Consider the following 24589-nt stretch of genomic DNA (forward strand, 5'->3'; position numbering starts at 1 on the left):
CCGGCCGCCCCGCGAGGAGCGACCGGCGTCGAGGGTCGAGCGGATCTCGAAGACCCGGAGGTTCAGGGAATCGCTCGGCGGAACGCGAGGAACGAGACGCCGACGAGCACCACTGTGGCGACGAGTCCCCAGAGTGCGAGTCCGAGTGCACCCGCATCGAGGATGCCGGTCCACACCTGCCCCCAGAGGTCGAGCCTGGTCGCGAGGAACGCGAGTCCGACGAGGACCAGTGCGAGGCCGACGCCGACGATGGTGAGCACCGTCGGGCCCCAGCTCTTGTAGATCGTCGCGCCGGTGAAGCCGATGACGAACAGGAAGAGAGCGAGGGTGAAGTAGACGATGAAAGCCCCGAGCGGACCCGCCTCCCACAGCCACGGCAGGTAGAACACGTAGCCGTTGACGCCGTATCCGTTGGTCAGCGTCTCGATGGCGCCGCCGATCAGGAACACCACACCCATGAACGCGCTGCCGAGGATCGCGGTGAGCAGCGTTCCGAAGAAGAAGTCCCGTCGGGTGATGCTCATCGCCTGCGAGAACGGGAACGTGAGCGTCATGGCCGAGATGCCGATCGCGAAGAAGTACCAGAGCGGGGCTTGGCCGCCTCCGCCGTACTTCGGCTGGTCGCCCGGGATCATCGCGTAGATCAGCACCGAGATGACGACCGCGGAGCCGAGGACGATCAGCGGCACCGCGATGAAGGTCTGACGGTTGATCAGCTGCAGGCGGATGACGTTGAGTGTGCGTCGCATCAGCGCACCTCCTCCTTCGTGGACGAGGCTCTGGTGGCAGCGCCCGCCTCGGCCTTCTGCGTGAGTCGAACGATGAGCTGCTGCAGAGACACCGGAGCCAGATCGAGACCGGATGCCGTGACCTCGGCGCGCTCGTCGGGTGACAGATGGCCGAGAACCGTGACGGATGCCACGCGGCCGAGCGCCTCGCGGTGCAGCACCTCGCGGTCGGCGGCCCAGGCGTCGACCTTGGCAGCATCTCCGACCACGGTGACGGCGCGGTCGCGCACCGCATCCGTGTCTTCGTTGAGCAGGATCTTGCCGTTGTCGATCACGATGACCTTCTCGATGAGGTTCGAGACCTCGTCGATCAGGTGCGACGAGAGGATGATCGTGCGCGGGTGCTCGGCGTAGTCCTCGAGCAGGCGGTCGTAGAAGATCTGACGGGCGACCGCGTCGAGACCCAAGTACGGCTCGTCGAAGAAGGTCAGCTCGGCTCGGGAGGCGAGACCGATGATCACGCCGACGGCCGAGAGCTGGCCGCGCGAGAGCTTCTTGATCGTCTGCTTCATCGGCAGCTGGAACTGCTCGATGAGCTCGTCGGCGAGTTCCTGATTCCAATTGCGGAAGAACAGGCTCGCGGCCTTGAACGCGTGACGCGGGTAGGCGTCATCCGGATACTTCTGGCTCTCGCGGACGAAGCAGATCCGGTTGAGGACGTTGGTGTTCTCGTAGGGGTGCTCGCCGAAGACGCGGACCGTTCCGGACGACTCGAAGTTCTGCGCCGTGAGGATCGACATGAGCGTGGTCTTGCCCGCCCCGTTGCGGCCGAGCAGCCCGTAGATCGCGCCTCCCTCGAGGCTGAGCGACACGTCGTCGAGCGCGTTCTTCTCCTTGTAGTGCTTGGTGAGGTTCTGGACCTCGATGACGGCGGTCATGCGGTGGTCTTCCCTTCTGTGTGGGCTGCGGGGTCTGTGCGGTGGTCTGGCCGCGCCGCCCGTTCGCGGAGCAGTGCGGCGAGGTCTTCGGCGCCGAGCCCCAGCGTGCGGGCCTCGGCCAGGAGCGGGTCGATGTAGCGGTCGGCGAATGCGGCGCGGCGCTCGCCGAGGAGCAGGTCCTTCGCCCCGGTGGCGACGAACATGCCGATGCCGCGGCGCTTGTAAAGCACTCCCTTGTCGGTGAGCATGGCGACTCCCTTCGCTGCCGTCGCGGGGTTGATCCGGTAGAAGCCGGCGAGCTCGTTCGTCGAGGGCGCCTGCGACTCCTCCTCGAGTGAGCCGTCGAGGATCGAGTCCTCGATCTGCTCGGCGATCTGGAGGAAGAGCGGCTTGCCTTCTTCGATCACGAGTCCTCCGCAGTGGTTAGTGGGTTAGTTACTCGACTAGGTAACCACTGAACCTCGATCGTGTCAAGGGTGCTGGTTGCTCCCTTGGTTGCTCCGCTGTCTGAGCCGCCCATGCCGCGGGGCGGGGCCGGCGGGGCGGACGCGAAGAAGGGCGGATGCCGCAGCATCCGCCCTCCCCGTACGAGACGTCAGCCGCGGAGGTCGCGGCCGCAGAGCGCGAGCGCCGACGCCGCGACGAACGCGATCGCGAGGCCCCAGGTCAGTGCCAATCCGCCGGGATCGACGCCCTCGGCGAGTGGCGACTGCCGGTAGACCCACGCATAGGGCGAGAGCGCGTTCAGCCAGTCGAGATCCTTCGACTGCTTGGCGAGGGCCTGCAGGATGTACCCGACGACGGCGATTCCCGCGCCGACCCCGGTCGCCCAGATCCGACGCCCGGTCGCAGCTCCCGCGAGCAGGGCTGCGGATGCGGTGAGGAACGCGAGTCCGGTGAGCGCCGCGCTGGCTCCGACGATCCACCAGCCCTCGAGACCCAGCTGGGCGGAGTCGTTCAACGCCCAGACGACGATGCCCGAGAACGCGCCGAGCCAGAGCAGCCGGACGAGCACGGCCAGTGCCGACTCGAGTGCGTACTGACCGCGGCCGATGCCGTGTGCGAGGTCGAGTTCGGCTCGTCCGCTCTCCTCCGCCCCGGCGATTGCGGAGGAACCCCAGATCACCGCTGCGATCGTGAGCAGGAGAAAGCCCATCAGCCCGTAGAACGTGCTCTGCGTGTATCCGGCGCCGCTGGAGATCTGGTCGTACCCGATGGTCTCGACGAGCTGCTTCGGAAGGGCGTCGATGATGTCCTGCATCTGCCCGTTGCCCCCGATGCTCGGATACAGCGGCAGGTAGAGGAACAGCACGGCGGCGAGGCCGACCGTCCACCCGAGCAAGCTCCGCCACGACTCGCGCAGGTTGCGCCGGAACACCGGAAGGATGCCGGTCATCGCCCGGCCCCCTCATCGGAGCCGTGTGAGCCGTGGTGCCGGTCGCGCCCGTCGCGCCCGTCGTGTCGTGATCTCCGGGTCGGTGCCGCGGTGGCGTCTGCCCCGGCAGCCGCCTGGGGTATCGCGGATGCCGGGGCGGATGCCGCCGGGTCGCCGTACAACCGCAGCACCGACTCTTCGAGGTCGGGTTCCTCGACCGTCAGGTCTCGCACCTCGAATGGCGCGAGTGCCTTGATGAACGGATCGATGGCGCCGTCGATCGTGCCGGACAGCTGCAGGATGCCGTCGGCACCCGTCGCATCGATGCCGCTCAGCCCCGGAATCCGATCGAAGCCGGCGCGGGCTGCCGCGGCATCCGCTGTCGCGAGCTCGACGCGCACCCGTCGGATCGAACCCAGCCGCAGGGAGGCGACGTCGCCGTCGGCCACCACCCGGCCGTTCGCGAGCACGGCGACCTCGTCGGCGGTCTGCTGGATCTCGCTGAGCACGTGCGAGCTGAGCAGCACGGTCTGCCCCGCGTCCTTCGCCTCGCGCACCATCTGCAGGAACTCGCGCTGCACCAGGGGGTCGAGGCCGCTGGTGGGTTCGTCGAGGATCAGCAGCTCGGGCCGGTGCATGAACGCCTGGATGAGCCCGACCTTCTGCTTGTTGCCCTTCGACAGTGTGCGGACGGGGCGCGAGAGGTCGACGCCGAGGCGGTCGGCGAGATCGCGGCCGGTCTGCACCGTGGCAGCGGCGTGGCGGCTGCCCGAGACCTGGGCGTAGAACGACAGCATCCGATGCCCGCTCGATCGGCCCTCGAGGTGGAGCTCGCCCGGTACGTACCCGATGCGTCGACGCAGTGCCGCTCCGCCATGTCGCGGGTCTTCGCCGAGGATTCGCACGGAGCCCGACGACGGTCGGATGATGTCGACCAGCGTGCGCAGCGTGGTCGTCTTGCCGGCGCCGTTCGGCCCGATGAGCCCGAAGACCGTTCCGGGTCGTACGTGCAGGTCGAGCTCGTGCAGCGCGATGCGGCTGCCGTAGCGCTTGTGCAGACGGTCGATCTCGATCGTGTCGGTCATGATGCGTCTCCTTCCGAGGCGTTCGCCTGTGGCGTGAGTGCGTCTCGCGCGCCGTCGAGCAGTGCGGTCGTCGAATAGATGCCGTGGGTGAGCAGCTCGAGCGTCGGCAGGGTGGTGCGCAGAAGCCCCGCCGGGCTCAGCTGGTCGGTGCCCAGTGCGCGAGCGACCTGCGCGCGCATGACGACGGGGGCGAGTCCGATCAGCGTCAGCAACATCGTCGTCATCTCGGGGTCGCTCATCGGCTCGAGCATCCCGGCCTCGCGCTGATCGGCGAGCACATCGCGGGTGTTGGCCAGGAAACTGTCGAACAGCCGATCGGCGGCGGCCGAGCCGTCGGCGAGCATGCGCGCGAGGTAGTCGATGTAGGGGCCGTAGCGTTCGAGGTCGTTGAGGGCGGTGCGGATGCGGTCGCGGGTGGGCGCGACGATGAGGTCGTGATCCTCGTCGATGAAGACGCCGACGACATAGTCGTCGCACGCTGTGCGCAGGGCGTTCTTGTCGCCGAAGTGGTGCACGATCAGCGCCGCGCTGACGCCGGCCTGAGCGGCGATCGTCCGCATGCTGGTGGCGTCGAATCCGTCGCGGGCGAAGGCGGCGATCGCGGCGTCGCGGATGCGGGCACGTGCGGTGAGATCGTCAGAAGCTGAACGCATGTACAGCAGACTAAACAAGTGTTCAGTCTGCGTCAAGGGGTGCCGCTCGTAGTCTTGAGGCGTGGACTTCCCCTACAGCCGCCTGCGTCGCTGGCCCGATGTCGAGGCCGACAATCTGCAGGCCTATGACGCGACCGACCTGCTGCTGGTCGACCGTGCTCTCTCGCTCGAGACCGAAGGGCGCGAGATCGCGGTGATCGGCGACGAGTACGGCGCGATCACGCTCGCGCTCACGGCCGCCGGTCTTGACGGCGTGCGCGTGCACCAAGACCTCGCGACCGGACGGCGTGCTCTCGCGCGCAACGCCGATGAGCTCGGTCTGTCGGGGTTCTCGTCGCACGAACTCGATGCGACCCTGCTCGACGGGGCACGACTCGTGCTGCTGCAGCTGCCCAAGGCGCTCGCCGAGCTCGCGGAGATCGCGGATGCCGTGGCGCGCTGGGCCGCCCCGGATGTCGTGCTCGTCGCCGGCGGCCGGGTGAAGCACATGACCATCGCGCAGAACGAGGTGCTCGGGCGCGGTTTCGTGCATGTGCAGGCGCAGCGGGCCGAACGGAAATCCCGCCTGGTGATCGCGAGTGAGTCGCGACCGGTGCCGTCAGAGCCGCCGTTCCCCGTGACAGCGCAGCACGACGGACTGACTCTGGTCGCGCACGGCGGCGCGTTCGCGGGCGCGAAGCTCGACATCGGCACGCGTGTTCTGCTCGAGGTGCTCGGCCTCCACGGTTCACAATTCAGCACGAATGAGCCGGCACGGACTGAAAACGCCCCAGACCCGGCCAATGCGGCCGATTCATGCTGCGTTGTGAACGCCGAAGAGCCGAGCCCGACCCCGGTCGTCGTCGACCTGGGCTGCGGAACCGGCGCGCTCGCCGCCTCGTACGCTCTCGCGCACCCCGAATCCCACGTGATCGCGACCGACAGATCGGCAGCGGCAGCGGCCTCCGCCCGCGCAACGGTCGCCGCGAACGGCGTCGCGGACCGCGTCACCGTCATGCACGACGACGCGGGGTCCGAGATCGCGGACGCCAGCGCCGACGTCGTGCTGCTCAACCCGCCGTTCCACCTCGGCAGCAGCGTGCACACCGGGGCAGCGACACGTCTGTTCGAGGCCGCGGCCCGCATCCTCCGGCCCGGCGGAGAGCTGTTCACGGTCTACAACTCGTCGCTCGGCTACCGCGCCGAGCTCACCCGCCTCGTCGGCGCCACCGAGCAGCTCGAGCGCACGCCGAAGTTCACGGTGACGCGCAGCATCGGTCGCTGACCGCGTGCGCCTCGCGAGTCCGAAAGCGCCTCGCGAGTCCGACCTCCCGGGATCCGGACTTCGCAGGTGCACAGGGACTTCGGAAGCGCACGCCACGGCGTCGCGACGCGCCCGCTGACCCGTGTCGCACCCCCGCCACGCCCGACCTCGCACGCATGTCCGAAACCCGCACAATCCCCCGGTCAGCCGACGGAACTGAACGTTGCTCGGAATTGCGGATTTGCCCCTGACCGGCCATTTCGTTACGTTGGTTGGTGGGCCTGACGGCCCGAAGACCAGTCCGCGACCACGTCCTTCTTTCGAATGTGCTGTGCTGCGAAGAGGCGTGGACGTACGGTCGATGCTCTATCGCGGTGGATCCGAAATCCGCCGTCCGCGCCGCCACAGCACCATGTCGAAACGGCCGGGAGGATCACCCGGGCGTAACCGAAGCAGGCTCAGCCACCCGAAGGCGAGCCGCAGGGGAAACGTGTCCGAAATCGCTCTTGAAGCGCGCAATCTGTACAAGGTGTTCGGGAAGAATCCGAGCAGTGCCGTCCGTCGACTGAAGGCCGGTGAGAGCAGATCCGCAGTCAGCGACGCAGGAACCGCCGCCGTCATCGACGCCAGTTTCACGGTCAACCGGGGTGAGATCTTCGTGATCATGGGGCTCTCCGGCTCCGGCAAGTCCACCATCATCCGCATGCTCAACGGGCTGCACGAGGCGAGCGACGGATCCGTCGTCGTGAACGGCGACCCCATCACGGGCATCCCGTCGTCGCGTCTGCGGGAGATCCGCCGCGACCGCATCTCGATGGTGTTCCAGCATTTCGCTCTGCTGCCGCACCGTACGGTCGCCGCGAACGTCGCCTACCCGCTCGAGCTGAAGGGCGTCGGCAAGGACGAGCGCCTGAAGAAGGCCGAGGAGATCCTCGCGCTCGTGGGTCTCGAGGGCCAGGCCGACAAGCTTCCGTCCGAGCTCTCCGGTGGCATGCAGCAGCGCGTGGGCATCGCCCGTGCGTTGGCGGCGGACTCCGACATCCTGCTCATGGACGAGGCGTTCAGCGCCCTCGATCCGCTGATCCGTCGCGAGATGCAGGAGCAGCTGCTCGAACTCCAGGAGAAGCTGCAGAAGACGATCGTCTTCATCACCCACGACCTCAACGAGGCCATGTTCCTCGGCGACCGCATCGCCGTGATGCGCGACGGTCGCATCGTGCAGATCGGCACGCCGGAGGACATCCTCACCGACCCCGCCAACGACTACGTCGAGCAGTTCGTGCAGGATGTCGACCGAGCCCGGGTGCTCACGGCCGCGAACGTCATGGAGCGCCCGCGCCCGGTCGTCGCCGACACCGCCGGTCCTCGCACGGCGCTGCGTCAGATGCGCGATGCGTTCATGTCGGCCACCTACGTCACCGGCCGCGACCGCAAGCTGCGCGGCATCGTCACCGACCGGGATGCCGTCAAGCTCGTTCGTCAGGGTGTGTCGACGCTCGAGTCGATCATCAAGCCGGTGCCGCAGAGCGTCAGCAAGGACGAGGTCCTGATGAACCTCTTCATCCCGTCGGTCGAGTCGCCGCTGCCCCTGGCCGTGGTGGATGCCGAGGGGCGCCTCGTCGGTGTGATCCCGCGCATCACCCTGCTCGCAGCCCTGGGTCCCGGCCCTGGCGCCACCGGCGAGCTCACCCTGCCGCTTCTTCCGATGCCGCAGGCCGAGATCGACGCAGTGCTCGATGACGGGTGGACCGCCGACCCGGCGGACGCCGTGAAGACAGAGGAGGTGCGCTGATGGATGGTTTCCGCATTCCCCTCGGCAGCTGGGTCGCGACCGGAGTCGACTGGATCAAGACGAACCTCGACGGTCTGCTCGACGTCATCTCGTTCGTCGTCAGCTTCCTGGTCGACGGACTCACCCGCGCCCTGCTCAGCCCGCATTTCGTGGTCATCATCGTGATCGCCGCGCTCATCGCCTGGCTCGTGCGCTCGTGGCAGCTCGCTGTCGGCACGGTCGTCTCCTTCGGGCTCATCGTCGCCATGGGCCTCTGGGTTCCCGCGATGCAGACTCTCGCCCTCGTGCTCGTCGCCGCCGTGATCGCGGTGCTGATCGCCGTGCCGCTGGGCATCTGGTCGGCCCGCAACGCCACCGTTCGTGCGGTGCTCAAGCCCGTGCTCGACTTCATGCAGACCATGCCGGCGTTCGTCTACCTGATCCCGGCGATCGTGTTCTTCAGCATCGGCGTCGTTCCGGGTCTCGTCGCGACCGTGATCTTCGCGCTTCCTCCGGGCGTGCGGCTGACCGAGCTCGGCATCCGCGGAGTCGACTCCGAGACGGTCGAGGCAGGTCAGGCGTTCGGAGCGAAGCCGGGGCAGATCCTTCGCGGCATCCAGCTTCCGCTCGCGATGCCGACGATCCTCGCCGGCGTCAACCAGGTCATCATGCTCGCGCTCTCGATGGCGGTCATCGCCGGAATGGCGGGCGCCGACGGCCTCGGAAAGATCGTCGTCGAGGCGATCTCGACCATCAACATCGCCAAGGGCGTCGAGGCGGGCCTCGGCGTCGTGCTCATCGCCGTGTTCCTCGACCGCGTCACGGCAGCGCTCGGCGACCTGGGCAGCAACCGCTCGTCGCTGCTCGGCCTGCTGGCTCGTCGTCGCACGCAGAAGCGCCTCGCCGCGGCATCCGCAGCGTCGGAGGTGACTGATTCGACCGCATCCGCTCCCGCATCGGCTGAGGCGGCCGCTGCGAAGGATGCCGAGGACGAAGCCGAGCGCCAGAAGGCCGCACCGCGCCGCACCGCCGTCGGCGGCGGCGTGCACTGACTCATCCCTCCCACAAGAGAACACGCAACACCGCAGTACGCAGCAACACCGCAGTACAGCAACACAGCACCCATATATACGTAACGAGAGAGACATACACATGAAGAAGAAGTTCCTGACGATCGCGGCCCTCGGAGCCGCAGCGACCCTGACCCTCGCCGGATGCAGCGGCGACGGCATGGGCGGCACCGGTGGAAGCACCGGCGGTGGAGACACCGGTTCGGGCGACAAGGGCACGATCACCCTCGGGTTCCTTCCCTCGTGGACCGACGGCCTGAGCACCGCGTACCTGCTGCAGGACCAGCTGGAGAAGATCGGCTACACCGTCGAGATGAAGACGCTGACCGAGGCGGGCCCGCTGTACACCGGCCTCGCCCAGGGCGACGTCGACATCTACCCGTCGGCCTGGCCCGAGCTGACTCACGCCGAGTACATGAACACCTACGGCGACGACATCGAGGACCTCGGCGCGTACTACGACAACGCGAAGCTGACCATCGCTGTTCCGGAGTACTCCGAGCTGAACTCGATCGAGGACCTCGCGGGCAAGGGCTCCGAGTTCGACGGCAAGATCTTCGGCATCGAGCCCGGAGCCGGTCTCACCGCGCAGACCCAGAAGATGATGCCCGAGTACGGTCTCGACAGCGAGTACGAGCTCGTCACCTCGTCGACCGCGGCGATGCTCACCGAGCTGAAGTCCGCGACCGACAAGGAAGAGGACATCGTCGTGACGCTGTGGCGTCCGTTCTGGGCCAACGACGCCTTCCCGCTGAAGGACCTCGAAGACCCCAAGGGCGCCATGGGCGAGTCCGAGGCTCTGCACTTCCTGGGCACGAAGGGCTTCGCCGAGGAGTTCCCCGAGGCCGCTGAGCTGATCGAGCAGATCAAGCTCGACGACGAGCAGTACGGCTCGCTCGAGGACCTCGTCGTGAACGAGTACGGCGAGGGCAAGGAAGCGGATGCTGTCGACGCCTGGCTCGAGGAGCACGGCGACGCCTTCGACTGGGTCGTCAGCTGACCTGACTCTGCTCGCTCCGCAGCAGGGGGCGAATCACTCTCCGATGGGCGGAGGATCCGATGCGGATCCTCCGCCCATCGCTGTGTCCAGCGCCCGTCAGCGGGCGTGATCTTCGATCACGATTCCTTGATGTATCGATGTACTGAAACAGCGCACCGGGCTCGGCGTCACGAACGGACAGTCGCCCTGTCCTGTGTGTGGGTCGAATCATCGGCCTCTCTTCTCCCTATGCGTCGCCGGGCTGAATGACGCTCCTCAGATCCGTCCCGGATCGTGGATCCGCCCGTGGACGCGTCTCGTCGATTGAGGACTTGATGACAGCAGCAGCAACACCGCGCCGACGTCGAACACGCACCCTTCTGGGAGCGGCGCTGATCGGCGCGATCCTCCTCGCCGGAGGGCTGCCGACCACGCAGGAGCCAGCGCAGGCGATCGAGGATGCACAGAGCGTCACCCGCACCGCGACGACTTCGACCATGAACTATCGGGGCGGAGTCACGGCGACCCTGTCTCTCACCCAGGCGACCACGCAGTACGGGTCGGCCGGGGTGCAGTTCCTCGCGACGACCCCGCACTCGGCATACGGAGCGACCGCTGCCATGTTCGCGCCGGGGCTGGACCCCGCCACGACTCCGACGGTGGGGCTCGAGGCCTACGCGGGCATGTGCGGAAACCTGAACTTCACGGGATTCTGCCCCGGCAACGGAACTCTCACCGTCACCTTCAACCGTGCCGTCACCGACCCCATCCTCGACATCTCGGGGCTCGGCGGCTACGCGCAGTGTGTCGAGGTGCGCAACACGTCGGAGACCTACTGCAACATCATCAGCGGCAACGGCCTCACCGTCGGAACGAACGCGGATGGCGACAAGACCGCAGCCGGCTGGATCGACATCCAGCTCGACATCACCACTCCCGGCGTGACGTTCTCGACCGTCGCGGGCGCGCAGAACTTCAGCGTGACGCCCACGAGTCTCACGACCGCGGTGAAGTCGAGCAGCTCTCGGTGCGACACGATCCTGCCGGATGCGGCCGAGCTCGGCGGACGCACCATGACGAGCACCTCGCTCGCCGGGTGCGGATCCGTGGCGCTCAAGGGCACCTTCCAGACGGTGACGTTCAGCATCGGCACGCACATCCAACGGGCACCGGTCGCCGACGGCTGGGCCAGCGGATACAACACCGCAGACCTCGGCACGCGTCTCGCCGACCTCTTCCGCCTGTCCATCCGCCTGCACGAGGACATGGGCGATGCTCCCCTCAGCTACGACGCCGCTCAGGCCGCTCTGCACGTGCAGGGACCCCTGCGCCTCGGTGCCGGCATCACATCGGATGCCGACGCCACGGCGAAGCCGACACTGTCGCCGAAGTCCAGCGCCACCGCATCGCTCGACACGGATGACGCGATCGGCGACGGGGTGCGTGCACCGAGCGCGATCAGGTCGACCCCCTACTCGCTCGTCGTACCGCTGACGGGGACGACGCTGCCCGGGACGGTCGCCGGATGGATCGACTTCAACAGGAACGGGATCTTCGATGCCACCGAGCGGGTGCAGGCGGTCTTCATCGCCGGGGCGACCTCGGTGGCTCTGACGTGGGCTGTGCCCGGGGCCGCGGTGGTCGGTGACACGTACCTGCGTCTGCGCACGGCGTTCACGGCATCCGAGGTGGTGGATCCTCGCGGGATCGCGCAGTCCGGAGAGGTCGAGGACTACATCCTGAGGGTGGCCGCGGCGACGCCGGGGATCGAGGTCGTCAAGCTCGTGAACGGAGACGACGCGAACACCGCCCCCGGAATCAGCGTCGACGCAGGATCGATTCTCACCTTCGAGTTCCGGGTGACGAACACCGGCAACGTGCCGCTGACCGCGGTGCAGCTCACCGACAACGTCATCGCGGCAGCAGAAATCATCCCGGTCGGGGTCTGGGACGGCACGCTCGACCCCGGCGAGGTGGCCGTCTTCACCGCAACCCGCGCCGCGCCGACGACGGGGAGCACGCTGCACACGAACACCGCGACCGCATCCGGTCAGCCGGCATCCGGCGGAGCGCGGATGACCGACACCGATCCGGCGAACGCGACCACCCGCGAGATCCTGGCCTCGATCCTGGTCGAGAAGATCGGCGAGGACGCGAACGGCGACTGGGTGCGCATGGACGGGTCGGGCTTCCGGCTGCTCACGGATGTCGCGGGGGCCCCGGGAGTCGCAGTCACGCCGGGGCTGATCGCGGGGGCCGAGGTCGGCACCTTCACCGCGGCCGGCGTGCGTCCGGGCACCTACTGGCTCGAAGAGACGAAGGCGCCGGAAGGTTTCGCGCTCCTCGCGGAGCCCGTCAAGGTCGAGGTGTCGGTGACCGGGGTGCTGTCGATCGCGGCGGGGCAGTCGAGCCCGCAGGTCACTGTGGCAGCTAACACGATCTCGGTTCGCGACGTGCCCGCGTTCGTGCTGCCGGCGGCGGGAGGCACCGGCTCGCAGGGCTTCACGCTCGCCGGAGGCCTGCTGATCGGCCTCGCCCTCGCGGTTGCAGCCCTGATCGAAGCGCGTCGTGCGAGGCGCGTCAGCTGACCGCAACCCCCTCCGTGGCCGCTCGGCGCGGGCGTAGCCTGTTGCCGTGGACGGGTTCGCGGCGGTCGACTTCGGGTTCGCCCGCGAGGTCCTGCAGCGGGGCATCGCGGCGCTCTACCTCGTCGCGTTCATCTCGACGCTGAATCAGTTCCGTCCACTCCTCGGCGAGCATGGACTGCTGCCGGCGCCGGTGCTGCTCGACTGGATCGCCGAGAAGAGGGAGCGACGTCGGATGCTGCACCCGACCCTGTTCCTCCGCATCCGGTACTCGGACAGACGACTCTCGCTGCTGTGTGGAGCGGGGATCGCTCTCTCGGTCATCCTCGTCCTCGGCATCCCGCAGTGGGGGCCGCCGTGGGTGCCGATGCTGTGCTTCCTCGCGATGTGGCTCGGGTACATGTCGATCGTCAGCATCGGTCAGACGTTCTACTCGTTCGGATGGGAGATGCTGCTGCTCGAAGCGGGATTCCTCGCCGCGTTCCTCGGCTCGAACGACCAGCCGCCGCCGACCGTCGTGATCGTGCTGTTCTGGTGGTTGCTCTTCCGGGTCGAGTTCGGTGCCGGCATGATCAAGATCCGGGGCGGGCAGGAGTGGCGCGACCTCACCGCGCTGACCTATCACCACGAGACGCAGCCGATGCCGGGACCGCTCAGCCGTCAGGCGCACCTGCTGCCTCGGTGGTTCCATCGAGGCGAGGTCGTCGGCAATCACTTCGCGCAGCTCGTGGTGCCCTTCTTCGTGTTCGCACCGATCCTGTCGGTGTGGGTTCCAGGGCCGGTGCCGCAGATCGTCGGCGCGGTGGCCGCCGTGATCGTGATCGCGACGCAGGTGTGGCTCGTCGCGACGGGCAACTTCGCCTGGCTGAACTGGGTCACGATCGTGATCGCGTTCTCGGCGATCGGGATGCCGGGGGTGGGGACTCCGGTCGCCGAGCGAGCGGACGCGGACGAGTCGCTGTGGCCCGGCATCCCCCTGTACTGGTTCGTGATCACCGCAGCGGTGGCGCTTCTGTATCTCGGGGTGAGCTGGCCGGCGCTGCGCAACCTCTTCGCGCGACGCCAGGCGATGAACGCGAGCTTCAACCGCTGGCAGCTCGCCAACGCGTATGGCGCCTTCGGCACTGTCACGAAGGAGCGGGTCGAGATCGTGGTCGAGGGGTCGGTGGATGATGACGGTCTGCTCTGGCAGGAATACGAGTTCAAGGGCAAACCGGGCGACGTGCGCCGCATCCCGCGCCAGTTCGCCCCGTACCACCTGCGCCTCGACTGGCTCATGTGGTTCCTGCCGCTCGGCCGCTCCCTCGACGACTGGTTCACCGTGTTCCTGCTGCGATTGCTCGAGGCCGATGCTCCGACGCTCGCCCTGTTGGGCAGAGACCCGTTCGACGGCAGCAGCCGCGATGGGTGCGAGCAGTGTCGTACCGCTACCGCTTCGCCACCCGTGCCGAGCGGCGAGAAGACGGTGTGATCTGGGTGCGCACGCGCCAGAGCGTCGTGCTCGGTCCGCTCGGGCTGAGGTAGATCGCGCGCCCAGGGGAGGAGGCAGTCACCCCTCAGCGGCCATGAACAGGCCCACGCCGAGCGCGGCGAAACGCCCCGGCCGGGCGCGGGGCCCGGACGGAGCGTTCCGTCTCGCTGCAGACGGTCAACTGACCTTCTTGCGGTAGGCGATGATCGCGAAGACGTAGCCGACGATCAGGATGCCGATGCACCACGCGAGGGCGACCCAGATGTCGGTGCCGACGGGCTGCTCGGCGAACAGCGCCTGGATGGTGTTCACGATCGAGGTGACCGGCTGGTTCTCGGCGAACCACTGCACGGGTCCGGGCATCGTGTCGGTCGGCACGAAGGCCGAGCTGATGAACGGCAGGAAGATCAGCGGATACGAGAACGCGGTCGCCCCGTCGATCGTCTTGGCACTGAGGCCCGCGATGATCGCCAGCCACGTGAGGGCCAGGGTGAACAGCAGCAGGATGCCGATGACGGCGAGCCACGCGAGCGGACCGGCACCGGTGCGGAACCCGAGCAGGAACCCGACGGCGAAGATGATCGCCAGGGTGATGCCGTTCGCGACGAGCGAGGTGAGCACATGGGCCCACAGCACACTCGATCGGGCGATGGGCATCGAGTGGAAGCGCTCGAAGATGCCGCTCTGCAGATCGTTGAAGAGCCGGTACGCCGTGTAGGCGATTCCGGATGCGACGGCGATCAGCAGGATGCCGGGGAGCAGGTAGTTGACGTAGTTCTCGGAGCCGATGCTCTGCTTGAGAGCCCCTCCGAAGACGAACACGAACAGCAGCATCAGTGCGATCGGGGTGACCGCCGTGGTGATGATGGTGTCGGTGCTGCGGAAGATGTGCCGCATCGAGCGGCCGGTGAGTGTCGCGGTGTCGGCGACGACGTGCGTGCTCATGCTGCGTTCTCCTTTCCTGATTCTGCGGTCGACGTGGTGCCGACGAGGGTGAGGAAGATCTCCTCGAGGGTGGGCTGCTTCTCGACGTACTCGACCTTGGCGGCCGGCAGCAGGCGCTTGAGTTCTGCGAGCGTGCCGTTCGCGATGATCCGACCCTCGTGGAGGATCGCGATGCGGTCGGCCAGCTGCTCGGCCTCATCGAGGTACTGCGTGGTGAGCAGCACGGTCGTGCCGGTGTTCGCGAGTTCCTTGACCACGTTCCACACCTCGATGCGGGCTTCGGGATCGAGTCCCGTGGTCGGCTCATCGAGGTAGATGACCTCGGGGTGCCCGACGAGGCTCATGGCGATGTCGAGTCGGCGACGCATGCCTCCCGAGTACGTCCCGACCTTGCGGGCACCGGCATCGGTCAGCCGGAAGCGGGTGAGCAGGTCGTCGGCGATGACTCCCGGGTCCGGCAGATGCCGCAGCTTCGCGACCAGCACGAGATTCTCACGACCGGTGAGGATCTCGTCGACCGCGGCGAACTGACCGGTGAGACTGATGCGCTGCCGCGCGGCGACAGGGTCGGCGGCGACGTCGATTCCCTGCACGGCGGCGGTGCCGGCATCCGACGTCAGCAGCGTGGAGAGGATGCGGACGATCGTGGTCTTTCCGGCGCCGTTCGAGCCGAGGAGGGCGAAGATCGACCCCTTCTCGACCTCGAAGTCGACGCCGCGCAGCACGCGGAGGTCCTTGTAGGACTTCTCGATGCCGCGGACGGCGATGGCGGGTGCGTTCATGATCGAGACTCCTTCTTCTTCGCGTCGTCGACCGCCTTGTTCAGGCGGGCACGTTCCTTGTCGATCCAGTGGGTTCCGCCGTAGGCCTCGGCGTAGGTCTCGGCGAACGAGACCGCGTCGTCGCCGACGATGTCGTCGATCGGGGTGCCGTCGATGGCGGCGCGCTCCCACAGGTCGGCGAGGTCGAGGAAGATCTGCACGAGGATGTCGCCGTCGGTGATGCCCCCGTAGTACATCGTGTAGCGGTGCTGGGCGTTGGCGACCGTGCGGTACGGCTCGGGGAGGGCATCGATGCGCTTCTTCGCATCGCGGTACTGCTTCTTCTGCTCGAGCGATCCGGTGAGCGCTTCGATCCACTTGGCGGCCATGTCAGTTCTCCTTGTTCGTGGTGCTGTCGGTGTTGTTCGTGTTGAGTCGTTCGATGTGCTGGGAGAGGAAGCTCCAGGTCTTCCAGAACTCCGCGAGCTCCCGCGTGCCCGCGGGGTTGAGCGAGTACACCTTGCGGGGCGGACCCTTCTCGCTCGGCACCTTCTCGACGTCGACGAGCTTCTTCTGCTCGACGCGCACGAGGAGTGCGTAGATCGTGCCCTCGGCGATGTCGGTGAACCCGTGATCGCGCATGCGGGTCGTGATCTCGTAGCCGTACGCCGGCTGCTCGGCGAGGAGGGCCAGGACGATGCCCTCCAGAGTGCCCTTGAGCATCTCGGTCATCTGTTTGCCCATCGGGACCTTCTTCCGGTTCGGTTGGTACTCAGTGTTGCTGGGTACCGGTACAAAGTAACACTGAGTACCGGTACTTAGCAACACCGAATACTGGGCCTTCTCGGAGGGCTGTAGCGGAGGCGGCCGTCAGGTGCGCAGAGTCCACGCCTGAGCGCGCGCCCGCCGCCAGGGCAGCAGTCGGTCGAAGAGCCGGCGCGGCGCCTCAGCGACCGCCGTCGTCGGAGCGACGCCGAACTGCACGATCTCCTCGGCGCCGTGATGCACCACCCGATACAGGGCGGCGCCGAGGAGCACGCCGAGCCCGATCGACATGACTGGCCCCACACGGCGTCGTGCCGGCGGGACGGTGCGGGTGGTGCGGCGACTAACCGTTCAGCCGAGCGGCCGCGACCCGCGCGTCGAGCAGAGGCAGCACGCGGTCGCGGTCTGGCTGCGGGCAGATGTCGAGGGCGTTCGCGAGTTCGAGCGCGAGGGCGGCGTGACCCGCGGCGTTCGGGTGGAACGGGTCGTTCATCATGCCCCACGGCACTCCGCCGTTGCCCAGGTCGGTGAAGCGCGCGTGCTGGTCGACGAGGATCACGTCTTCCGACGCGGCGACCTCGCGTACGGCATCCGCGAACTCCACGATCCGCTCGCGACCGGGCGCGTTCGGGATGTCGATCGACGGCGGCGTCTGCAGAACGACGATCGCGCCCGCCGCGCGTGCACGTGTGACGAACTCGCGCAGCGACGCGGCGAACTCCGCGGGGCTGACGGTGATCTGGCCGGGGCCGGTCGCCATGTCGTTGGTGCCGATCATCAGGGTCACGATGTCGGGGTGCCACGCCGCGATGCGACGATCCCAGTCGCCGAGGATGTCGGTGATGCGGTGTCCGCTGATCGCCGTGTTGATGATGGCATCACGGGTGCGGTCCAGCTCTCCGCGGATCAGCTCGTGCAGATGCTCGGCGTAGCTGCGGCCGCCCTGCGTATGCACGAGTCCGTGCGTGATCGAGTCGCCGGTGATGACCCAGTTCAGCGGCTCGACGCCTGCGAGCGCGTCTGCGAGGCGGCGGAGATCGGATGCGGCGGATGCGGGGGATTCGGCGTTCGGCACGCCCTAAAGACTAGCGGCGGGGTCAGCGGAAGACTTCAGTGGAAGACTGGTCTCATGGCTTCCCCTCTGCTCGATGACCTCCTCGCCCGCATCGTCGACAGCGGTCTGCTCGATGATCCGGTCGCGGAGAACGGTCTCATCTACGGCCGGGCGACGATCGACGCCGCCGGTGCTGTGGTCACGGTCAACGTCGACCCCGAGCTCGAGGATGACGAGGAGAGCCTCGACGTCGATGCGCTGCTCGGGGCGATCACCCGCATCCTGTCGGTGTCCGAGTCGCGGTGGCGTGCGGTGATCGACGAGGTCGCCGACGACATCGACGAGGCGGTCGACGACGAGCCGGTGCTCGAGCAGACCGACCTTCGTGACGACCTCGAGGCCACCTCCGTCGTGGTGTTCGCCGATGCGGTCTTGATCGCCTTCGACGCGCCGAAGCAGTTCCCGGACTCCCGCATCCTCGTGCAGCTCGACGACGAACTCGAGGTCGCCAGCATCGAGGTGCGCGATCGCGACGGCGGCGCCGACGACTAGACGATCGAGACCGACAGGCTCAGCGGTGACGACCGCTGAGCCCGCCCGGCGTCACAACCACTTCTTGTACTTGAACACCCCGTAGAGCGCGACCGCGAACGCGGCCATCGCACCGATCGCCATCGGGTAGCCGTGCACCCAGTGCAGCTCGGGCATGACGTCGAAGTTCATGCCGTAGACGGTGCCGACGAGCGTGGGGGCGAAGATGATCGCCGCCCACGACGAGATCCTCTTGATCTCGTCGTTCTGCGCCAGCCCCGCCTCGGTCTGGCGCCGGGCGACCAGAGCGGAATGCACGGTGAGCGCGTTCTCGAGGATCGCGCGGAACGAATCGACCCGCTCATTGACCCGGATGACGTGGTCGAGCACGTCGCGGAGCGAGCGCTGCAGCTCCTCGTCGATGCGGTACTTCTCGGACCCGCGGCGCAGCCATTCCAGCATCCCGGCGAGCGGATGCACCGCGCGCTGGAAGTTGATGACCTCGCGCGAGAGCTCGTAGATACGGCGCGACAGGGCGTCGTCGTCGCTGTCGCCGAAGAGCTGGTCCTCGATCTCGTCGATGTCGTTGAGCAGTCCGGTGACGATCGGCTCGTAGCCGTCGACGACCTCATCGAGGATCGCGTAGAACACCGCCTCCGGTCCCATCGCGAGCAGCTCAGGGTGTGCCTCCATGCGGCGGCGCACGCCCACGAGGTCGGGCGACTCGGCGTGCCGGATCGTGACCACGAAATCGGGGCCCACGAACAGGTGCAGTTCGCCGAACTCGATGGACTCCTGCTCGTCGCGGTAGCGGGCGGGGCGGAGCACGGCGAAGAGCGTGTCGCCGTAGCGCTCGACCTTCGACCGCTGGTGCCCCGAGAGTGCGTCTTCGACGGCGAGCGGATGCAGGTCGAACTCGCGGGCGACCGAGGCGACCTCCTGCGGGCTCGGCCGGTAGAGGCCGATCCAGGCGATGCCGCCGTGGGCATCGAGCGACCGGTAGGTCTCGTCGAGGTTCTTCGGGGTCTCCACGCGACGTCCGTGGACGTACACGCCGTTGTCGATGAGGGCCATGGCTGGCTCCGTTCTCGCAGGCGCACGCCGAGTCGAAGAGGGCGTGCGCAGTGTTTCGTCAGGGGGCGGATGACGCCGCCGACGGCTGCGGAGCAGAACGTGCAGGTGCGGAGCCGGAGCTCAACGCACGGATGCAGTCAGACGCGACGCAACGAAGGCGGCGTCGCAACTATCACCGGACATCGCCATCACCGCCTCTCGCGCTCTGAAGGGGTCATGTGACCCGACTCGCCAGCATACTCCTGCCGTCTGGACGCGGGATCCATGCGGCCCGGGACTGTCGGCAGGCCGGCGTGGGCAGGATGCCGGGACTCGTGTCAGCTCGCGCTGATGCCGACGAGTTCGGCGCTCTTCTGCCACAGCGCCTCGGCGAGTGCGGCATCCTCGATGCGCGGGTTCACCCGTCGCGTCAGCACCCGCTCGTCGTAGTACTCGCCCGAGATCCAGGTCTCGTCCGGCGTCCCCTCGATGAACCAGCTCAGCGTGCTGCCGCCCTTCTCGCTGCTGATCAGCAGCAGACGCTTGAGCGGGGTGCGGTAGACGAACCGCATGAGTGTGTTCGAGTCCGAGGCGAAGTTCGTCTGCACGGTGCCGGGGTGGAAGGCGACCGAGCTCAGGCCCTCGCCGTGGAACTTGGCGTGCAGGCTCTTCGTGAAGAGCACGTTGGCGAGCTTCGCGTCGCCATAGGCCCTGTTCGCGCTGAAGTTCTTGCGATTGTCGAGGTCGTCGATGTCGAGCCGTGCGAACAGGCGGTGCGCGACGCTCGACGTGTTGATGATCGACGCGCGGCCGGCGCGCAGCTGGGGCAACAGCAGGTTCGTCAGCAGGAACGGCGCCAGGTGGTTCACCTGCAGGGTCTTCTCGAAGCCGTCGACCGTCGGGGTCTGATCGCCGAAGATGCCGCCGGCGTTGTTCGCGAGCACGTCGATCCCGCCGTCGCCCACGGTGTCGGCGATCTTCGTCGCGAGCTCGCGCACGTCGTCGAGTCTGGCGAAATCGGCGGTGAACCACTCGGCGCCGGTGTCGGCGGCGACCGCCCGCGTCTTCTCGACAGAGCGGCCGACCAGGATCAGCCGATGCCCGGATGCCGCGAGCTGCCGTGCAGACGCCGCACCGATGCCGTCGGATGCTCCGGTGAGGACGATCGTCTTCGGGGTCACGACGCGGCCTCCAGCGGCTGGTCGACGGTCGGTTCGACCGTGCCGCGGCTGCGCGCGACGTACACGGTGTTGGACGACGTCCCGCCGGTGACGGCATTCGCGAAGTCGACGACGTGGGCGACGGCGTCATCGAACACGGCGTGCATCTCGACCATGAACTCGTCGTCGGGCGGATCATCCGACCACAGTGCGAAGACCCCGCCCGCAGCGAGATGCCGGTCGAGTGCGCTCAGGCCTGCGGCGGTGTACAGGTCGCTGTGCGTGGGATCGAGCTGGTGACGTGGCGAGTGGTCGACATCCAGCAGGATGGCGGAGTATCCGAGGTGTCCGTCGGCGGGCGCTGCCCGGACCAGGGCGAAGAAGTCGTCTTCGACCAGGGTCGTGCGCGGGTCGTCGACGAGCTCCGCCGACACCGGCAGCAGCTTTCGTCGGTGCCAGCCGATCACCGCGCCGAGTCGATCGACCACGGTGAGAGACGCCACGCGCGCATCTCGCAGTGCGGCGACCGCGGTGTACCCGAGGCCGAGGCCCCCGACCAGGACTGAGAGGTCGTCGCCGTCGACGGCGCCGAGGCCGAGATTCGAGAGCTCTTCCTCCGCCACCGTGAACAGGCTCGACATCAGGTATTCGTCGCCGAGCTTGACCTCGTAGATCTCCTCGCCGACCGCCGGCTCGGTGCGTCGGCGCAACGTGAGCTCTCCGATCGGCGTCTCCTGCCAATCGAGCTCTTCGAATCGGGTGATCACTGGGGGGTCTCCCGGTCGTCGTCCGTGCTCGCGGGCGAGGGAGCAGGTGTCTCGGTGCGGGGCTGGGTCACGGGAGGGCTCGTCGAGGAGGGCAGGAAGATCCTCTCGGGCTCCGGGGCGGTCGCGGCCGCAGGGGCTGTGGAAGGCGCGGCCTGTGCAGCCGATGGATGTGCCGGGAGCTCGCGGGCGACCTGCTTCTCGAGCACCTGCACGGCCTCATCGCTCAGCAGGATGAGCCCCTCGAGCTCGTCGCGCACACGGCGGTAGGCGACGTTGCGCTCGGCCTGCGTGGCCGATTCGTCGACGGCGACCTTGAGCAGCTGCTGCGCGCGGTCGAGGCGCTTGCGTTCGGGTTCGGTGAAGGTCGAGTCGCGCAGGCGCCGGGCATCCTTCTCGGCGATCTCGAACGCGACGGCGTACGCGCCCACCGCGTCGAGGTACTCCGACACCTGCTGCTCGGTCACGGTCGCCTCGGCCGACAGCGGTCGCAGGGCATCCGCCGTCTTCTTCGCCCGCAGGAACGAGGCCACGAGAGGCTGGCGCCCGTCGCTCATCGCGGGGAAGGCGATGAGCTTCGCGACGTCGAGCTCGTAGTCGAGCCACCGGGCGGTGATCTCGTCGTGCTCGGCGAACAGGCGCTCGAGCAGGGCGTTCGGGGCCACGGATGCCCGGGTGTCGACGACGGCCGGGCCGATTCGCCGCGTGTGGCCTCCGCGGGCTTCGAGCTGGGCGGTCTTGATCTCGGCCTTGAGCCGCAGTGTCTCGAGGCGCCGTTCATGGCGGCGTTTCGCGTTGCGCTCCCACGCCTTCGCCGCACCTCCGGCGACGCCCATGATGGGGAAGATGATCCACCAGGGCACAGTGCCGAGCCAGCTCCAGAAGGGTTCCATGATGCCCTCAGCCTACTTCTCGGGGTTCGCGCCGTCGCCTGCGGTGCGTCTTCCCGCCCGCGCCGGGCACAGCTTCGGATGCGGGGCTCGACCAACAGTTTTCCGTAATTACGAACTTTTGATAGGTTCGAACGATGGACCCCGACAGCCAGAGCACGATCGAGCGCCGACTGACCGACCTCGAGCACGAGGTCGCTCGGCTCTCCGCGCTCGCTGCGCACTCCGCCGCATCCACTGACGATGCAGAAGCGAGCGCGGAACCGACCGCGACCGCGCCCGAGCTGACCGGCGCCGACGATCCGCTCTGGTTCGTGAACGAGCTCGGCCGTCGTGCACCGGGAGCCGTGATGATGGCCGGTGCGGTCGAGACGCAGGCGGGGCCGGTGCGCTGGCAATACGGCCTCATGGCCGACGGCCTGCTGTCGGAGGACTGGAGCGATCTCGCGCGCCCCCTCGAGGCGCTCGGTCACCCTGCCCGCATCGAGCTCGTGCGTCAGGTGATGCGCGGCGCGCACACCACGGCGGAGCTTCTGCAGCTCGAGCATCTCGCATCGTCCGGCCAGCTGTACCACCACCTGCGTCAGCTCGTCTCTGCCGGCTGGCTCGTCTCGCCCCGCCGCGGCCACTACGAGGTGCCCGCGGCGCGTGTCGTGCCCCTTCTCGTCCTGACCATGATCGCCTCGAGCTGAGGAGCCCCCACCGTGACCACCCACTCGACCCCTTCCCCAGGCCTGCAGGACCCCCAGAGCGCACCCGATGCGCCGCCCCGCCGCCTCACGCGAGCGATCCTCGCCGTGATCGGCGCGGCTGCGGTCGTCGGCGTCGCGCTCGGTGCGGCGATCGGTCCGCAGCAGCAGACGGTCAGTGCATCGACCGCAGGCGATGAGGCGCTCGCCGACCGCATCCGCTCGCTTCCCGGCAGCCTCGACAGCTTCCGCTCTCTCTCGGTCGCCGAGATCGGCCCCGACGGAGCGGTCTTCGCCGGGCTCGGCGACGCCGACCCGTCACACCCCGGAGCCCCGACCGCCGACACGGTGTTCGAGCTCGGCTCCATCACGAAGACCTTCACCGGCGCACTGTTCGCCGACGCGATCGAGCGCGGAGAGGTCAGCGCCGGCGATCAGCTCGCCGAACATCTTCCCGACCTCGACGGCACGGCCGCCGGCGAGGTGACGCTCGCGTCGCTGTCGCAGCACTCGTCGGGTCTGCCCGGACTCGGTGCCACGGCTGAAGCCGAGGCGTTGAGCGGCGTCCTCCTCAATGAGAACCCCTACGCGACCACCACGACCGAGCAGCTGATCGCCGACGCCGCAGTCGCCCCGGTCGACCCCGATCAGGGGTCGGTCTATTCGAACTTCGCCGTCTCGCTGCTCGGAACGGCGCTGGTCGAAGCGGCGGATGCCGACGACTACGCGACCCTGCTCGAGCAGCGCATCACGGGCCCGCTCGGCATGGACGACACGGTCGTCGCGGCGACCGCCGATGAGGTTCCTGCCGATGCAGTGCCCGGGTTCCTGATCAACGGCGTCCCCGCTCCTCGGTGGTGGGGAGAGGGCTACCTGCCTGCCGGGGCGTCGACGTTCACCACCGCGGCAGACCTCGCGCTGTGGGCGCAGGGCAACCTCGACGGCACGGCCCCGGGCGCCGCAGCCCTCGACCCGACTGCACCCATGGGGGAAGGGGCTGAGATCGGGTGGGGGTGGATCACGTCGGCATCGTTCGACGGTGACGGCCTGCAGACCTGGCACAACGGCGGGACCGGGGGATTCCGCACCATGCTCACACTCGACAGGGAGTCCGGCACCGCCTTCCTCGCGCTGTCGAACACCGTGGCCCCGGCCGACTACATCGCCATGTCGTATGTGTCGGGCGCGCCCATTCCCGCGGTCGACAGCGCGTCTGTCGGCATCGCGTGGGGCATCTTCGGGCTCGCACTGCTGTTGAGCCTGGTCGCCCTCATCCGCGCGTTCCGCGTGAAGGCGCTGCTGCCGTCGATCGGCGACCTGATCTGGGCGGCCTTCGGCCTCCTGCTGCTCTGGCACAGCGGACCGTGGTTCTCCGTCGGCGGCTGGTTGTGGGGCATCGCGTTCGCGCCGGCGCTCGCCGCGATCGGCATCCTCGTCCTCCGTGGGTCGCGGGCTCGCCTGCCCTTCCTCCCTCGCCGGCGGGCGTGGTACTGGTGGGCGGTCGCTGTGCTCGGAGCGGTGCTCACGGTGGGCGTCACGTTCCTCTGGTGACCTGGTGACCTGGTGACCTGGTGCGGGGCGTCGAGCGACGACGGCTGCGCCCCCCCGAGCAGACACGTCGTCAGATCGGCGGACGCCTCGACTCAGAGGCCGAGCTTCTCGGCACACGCGACGCAGTGTGTCGCGAACGGGCGGACCTCGAGTCGCGCCTGCGGAATCGGTCGGCCGCAATTCGCGCAGATGCCGTAGGTGCCGGCATCCAGTCGTGCGATCGCATCGTCGACCTGCGTGAGTTCGGATGCCGCCGCCTCGGCGAGCCCCGTCAGTCGTGACCACTCCGACGAGAGCGTGACGCCCTCGGGGTCGTGCTCGTCGTCGTCGTTCGAGCCCTCCCGGTCGTGCATCAGCTCGGCGAGGGTGGCCCCGGTCGCTGCGACGCGCTCGGCAGCCTGGGCGCGCAACCGTTCGAGGCCAGCGCGGACATCAGGGGTCATCCGCACACTCTAGGCCCGCGCACCGACATCCGCGCCCGAGACCACCGACACCAGCCGTTCACTCAGCGTTCCGTTTCGAGTACGG

Annotated in this window: 25 protein-coding genes and 1 pseudogene; 9 read left to right on the forward strand and 17 right to left on the reverse strand. The window is 68.0% G+C overall.

Annotated elements, in window-relative coordinates; genetic code table 11:
- Positions 1-62: 62 nt before the first annotated feature.
- The 6 genes from MRBLWH13_RS16895 to MRBLWH13_RS16920 form a co-directional block, all read right to left on the reverse strand.
- Positions 63-749 carry a hypothetical protein gene (locus MRBLWH13_RS16895; RefSeq protein WP_341956070.1) on the reverse strand — a complete coding sequence of 229 codons (687 nt, stop codon included), beginning with the start codon at positions 747-749 and terminating at the stop codon, positions 63-65.
- The gene (locus MRBLWH13_RS16900; protein WP_341956071.1) at positions 749-1666 is read right to left on the reverse strand and encodes an ABC transporter ATP-binding protein; all 918 of its coding nucleotides are present in this window, start codon (positions 1664-1666) and stop codon (positions 749-751) included. The genes MRBLWH13_RS16895 and MRBLWH13_RS16900 overlap by 1 nt, the downstream gene beginning before the upstream one ends.
- Positions 1663-2073, reverse strand: coding sequence for a GntR family transcriptional regulator (locus MRBLWH13_RS16905; protein WP_341956072.1), 411 nt, complete (start codon positions 2071-2073; stop codon positions 1663-1665). The genes MRBLWH13_RS16900 and MRBLWH13_RS16905 overlap by 4 nt, the downstream gene beginning before the upstream one ends.
- 188 nt (positions 2074-2261) lie before the next feature.
- The gene (locus MRBLWH13_RS16910) at positions 2262-3062 is read right to left on the reverse strand and encodes an ABC transporter permease subunit (protein ID WP_341956073.1); all 801 of its coding nucleotides are present in this window, start codon (positions 3060-3062) and stop codon (positions 2262-2264) included.
- On the reverse strand, positions 3059-4126 hold the full coding sequence (locus tag MRBLWH13_RS16915; RefSeq protein ID WP_341956074.1) for an ABC transporter ATP-binding protein: 1068 nt from the start codon (positions 4124-4126) through the stop codon (positions 3059-3061). The genes MRBLWH13_RS16910 and MRBLWH13_RS16915 overlap by 4 nt, the downstream gene beginning before the upstream one ends.
- Entirely contained in the window at positions 4123-4779 is a 657-nt protein-coding gene (locus MRBLWH13_RS16920; protein WP_341956075.1) for a TetR family transcriptional regulator, read from the reverse strand. The genes MRBLWH13_RS16915 and MRBLWH13_RS16920 overlap by 4 nt, the downstream gene beginning before the upstream one ends.
- Positions 4780-4840: 61 nt before the next feature.
- Here MRBLWH13_RS16920 and MRBLWH13_RS16925 point away from each other — a divergent pair, with 61 nt between their 5' ends.
- The 6 genes and pseudogenes from MRBLWH13_RS16925 (at position 4841) to MRBLWH13_RS16950 (ending at position 13951) form a co-directional block, all read left to right on the forward strand.
- The gene (locus MRBLWH13_RS16925; RefSeq protein ID WP_341956076.1) at positions 4841-6043 is read left to right on the forward strand and encodes a methyltransferase; all 1203 of its coding nucleotides are present in this window, start codon (positions 4841-4843) and stop codon (positions 6041-6043) included.
- A gap of 469 nt (positions 6044-6512) precedes the next feature.
- Positions 6513-7814 carry a glycine betaine/L-proline ABC transporter ATP-binding protein gene (locus tag MRBLWH13_RS16930; RefSeq protein ID WP_341956077.1) on the forward strand — a complete coding sequence of 434 codons (1302 nt, stop codon included), beginning with the start codon at positions 6513-6515 and terminating at the stop codon, positions 7812-7814.
- Positions 7814-8845 carry a proline/glycine betaine ABC transporter permease gene (locus MRBLWH13_RS16935; protein WP_341956078.1) on the forward strand — a complete coding sequence of 344 codons (1032 nt, stop codon included), beginning with the start codon at positions 7814-7816 and terminating at the stop codon, positions 8843-8845. Before MRBLWH13_RS16930 ends, MRBLWH13_RS16935 begins: the two co-directional genes overlap by 1 nt.
- A 100-nt stretch (positions 8846-8945) precedes the next feature.
- Positions 8946-9863: a glycine betaine ABC transporter substrate-binding protein gene (locus MRBLWH13_RS16940; protein WP_341956079.1), complete on the forward strand. Its 918-nt coding sequence runs from the start codon at positions 8946-8948 to the stop codon at positions 9861-9863.
- A 314-nt stretch (positions 9864-10177) separates the two neighbouring features.
- The gene (locus MRBLWH13_RS16945) at positions 10178-12430 is read left to right on the forward strand and encodes a GEVED domain-containing protein (protein ID WP_341956080.1); all 2253 of its coding nucleotides are present in this window, start codon (positions 10178-10180) and stop codon (positions 12428-12430) included.
- Positions 12431-12476: 46 nt separating this feature from the next.
- Positions 12477-13951, forward strand: a pseudogene (locus MRBLWH13_RS16950) (lipase maturation factor family protein).
- A 124-nt stretch (positions 13952-14075) separates the two neighbouring features.
- Here MRBLWH13_RS16950 and MRBLWH13_RS16955 read toward each other — a convergent pair.
- The 6 genes from MRBLWH13_RS16955 to MRBLWH13_RS16980 all read right to left on the reverse strand — a co-directional run bounded on the left by MRBLWH13_RS16955 (position 14076) and on the right by MRBLWH13_RS16980 (position 17444).
- Positions 14076-14843, reverse strand: a complete 768-nt coding sequence (locus MRBLWH13_RS16955; protein ID WP_341956081.1) for an ABC transporter permease — start codon at positions 14841-14843, stop codon at positions 14076-14078.
- Positions 14840-15625, reverse strand: a complete 786-nt coding sequence (locus MRBLWH13_RS16960; RefSeq protein ID WP_341956082.1) for an ATP-binding cassette domain-containing protein — start codon at positions 15623-15625, stop codon at positions 14840-14842. The genes MRBLWH13_RS16955 and MRBLWH13_RS16960 overlap by 4 nt, the downstream gene beginning before the upstream one ends.
- Positions 15622-15993 (reverse strand): DUF1048 domain-containing protein, encoded by a 372-nt coding sequence (locus MRBLWH13_RS16965; RefSeq protein WP_341956083.1) that lies wholly within the window; start codon positions 15991-15993, stop codon positions 15622-15624. The genes MRBLWH13_RS16960 and MRBLWH13_RS16965 overlap by 4 nt, the downstream gene beginning before the upstream one ends.
- Before the next feature lies 1 nt (position 15994).
- A complete protein-coding gene (locus MRBLWH13_RS16970; RefSeq protein ID WP_341956084.1) occupies positions 15995-16348 on the reverse strand; it encodes a PadR family transcriptional regulator in 354 nt (117 codons plus the stop codon).
- Between the two features lie 126 nt (positions 16349-16474).
- On the reverse strand, positions 16475-16660 hold the full coding sequence (locus MRBLWH13_RS16975; RefSeq protein WP_341956085.1) for a hypothetical protein: 186 nt from the start codon (positions 16658-16660) through the stop codon (positions 16475-16477).
- A gap of 52 nt (positions 16661-16712) precedes the next feature.
- On the reverse strand, positions 16713-17444 hold the full coding sequence (locus MRBLWH13_RS16980) for an SGNH/GDSL hydrolase family protein (RefSeq protein ID WP_341956086.1): 732 nt from the start codon (positions 17442-17444) through the stop codon (positions 16713-16715).
- 54 nt (positions 17445-17498) lie between these two features.
- Here MRBLWH13_RS16980 and MRBLWH13_RS16985 point away from each other — a divergent pair, with 54 nt between their 5' ends.
- Positions 17499-17975 (forward strand): cytochrome C5, encoded by a 477-nt coding sequence (locus MRBLWH13_RS16985; protein ID WP_341956087.1) that lies wholly within the window; start codon positions 17499-17501, stop codon positions 17973-17975.
- 51 nt (positions 17976-18026) lie between these two features.
- Here MRBLWH13_RS16985 and MRBLWH13_RS16990 read toward each other — a convergent pair whose 3' ends face one another.
- From MRBLWH13_RS16990 to MRBLWH13_RS17005, 4 genes are all read right to left on the reverse strand, one after another.
- Positions 18027-19028, reverse strand: coding sequence for a magnesium and cobalt transport protein CorA (locus MRBLWH13_RS16990; RefSeq protein ID WP_056511040.1), 1002 nt, complete (start codon positions 19026-19028; stop codon positions 18027-18029).
- 317 nt (positions 19029-19345) lie between these two features.
- On the reverse strand, positions 19346-20188 hold the full coding sequence (locus tag MRBLWH13_RS16995) for an SDR family NAD(P)-dependent oxidoreductase (protein ID WP_341956088.1): 843 nt from the start codon (positions 20186-20188) through the stop codon (positions 19346-19348).
- Positions 20185-20934, reverse strand: coding sequence for a spermidine synthase (locus MRBLWH13_RS17000; RefSeq protein WP_341956089.1), 750 nt, complete (start codon positions 20932-20934; stop codon positions 20185-20187). The genes MRBLWH13_RS16995 and MRBLWH13_RS17000 overlap by 4 nt, the downstream gene beginning before the upstream one ends.
- Positions 20931-21824, reverse strand: a complete 894-nt coding sequence (locus tag MRBLWH13_RS17005) for a hypothetical protein (protein ID WP_341956090.1) — start codon at positions 21822-21824, stop codon at positions 20931-20933. Before MRBLWH13_RS17005 ends, MRBLWH13_RS17000 begins: the two co-directional genes overlap by 4 nt.
- 134 nt (positions 21825-21958) lie before the next feature.
- On the opposite strand from MRBLWH13_RS17005, the gene MRBLWH13_RS17010 reads away from it, so the two are divergent.
- Positions 21959-22513, forward strand: a complete 555-nt coding sequence (locus MRBLWH13_RS17010) for a winged helix-turn-helix domain-containing protein (RefSeq protein WP_341956091.1) — start codon at positions 21959-21961, stop codon at positions 22511-22513.
- Positions 22514-22525: 12 nt separating this feature from the next.
- A complete protein-coding gene (locus MRBLWH13_RS17015) occupies positions 22526-24061 on the forward strand; it encodes a serine hydrolase domain-containing protein (protein ID WP_341956092.1) in 1536 nt (511 codons plus the stop codon).
- A gap of 92 nt (positions 24062-24153) precedes the next feature.
- On the opposite strand, the gene MRBLWH13_RS17020 is transcribed toward MRBLWH13_RS17015, so the two are convergent.
- Positions 24154-24504 carry a TraR/DksA C4-type zinc finger protein gene (locus MRBLWH13_RS17020; protein ID WP_341956093.1) on the reverse strand — a complete coding sequence of 117 codons (351 nt, stop codon included), beginning with the start codon at positions 24502-24504 and terminating at the stop codon, positions 24154-24156.
- Positions 24505-24589 lie beyond the last annotated feature (85 nt).

Source organism: Microbacterium sp. LWH13-1.2 (assembly GCF_038397735.1).
GTDB lineage: Bacteria > Actinomycetota > Actinomycetes > Actinomycetales > Microbacteriaceae > Microbacterium.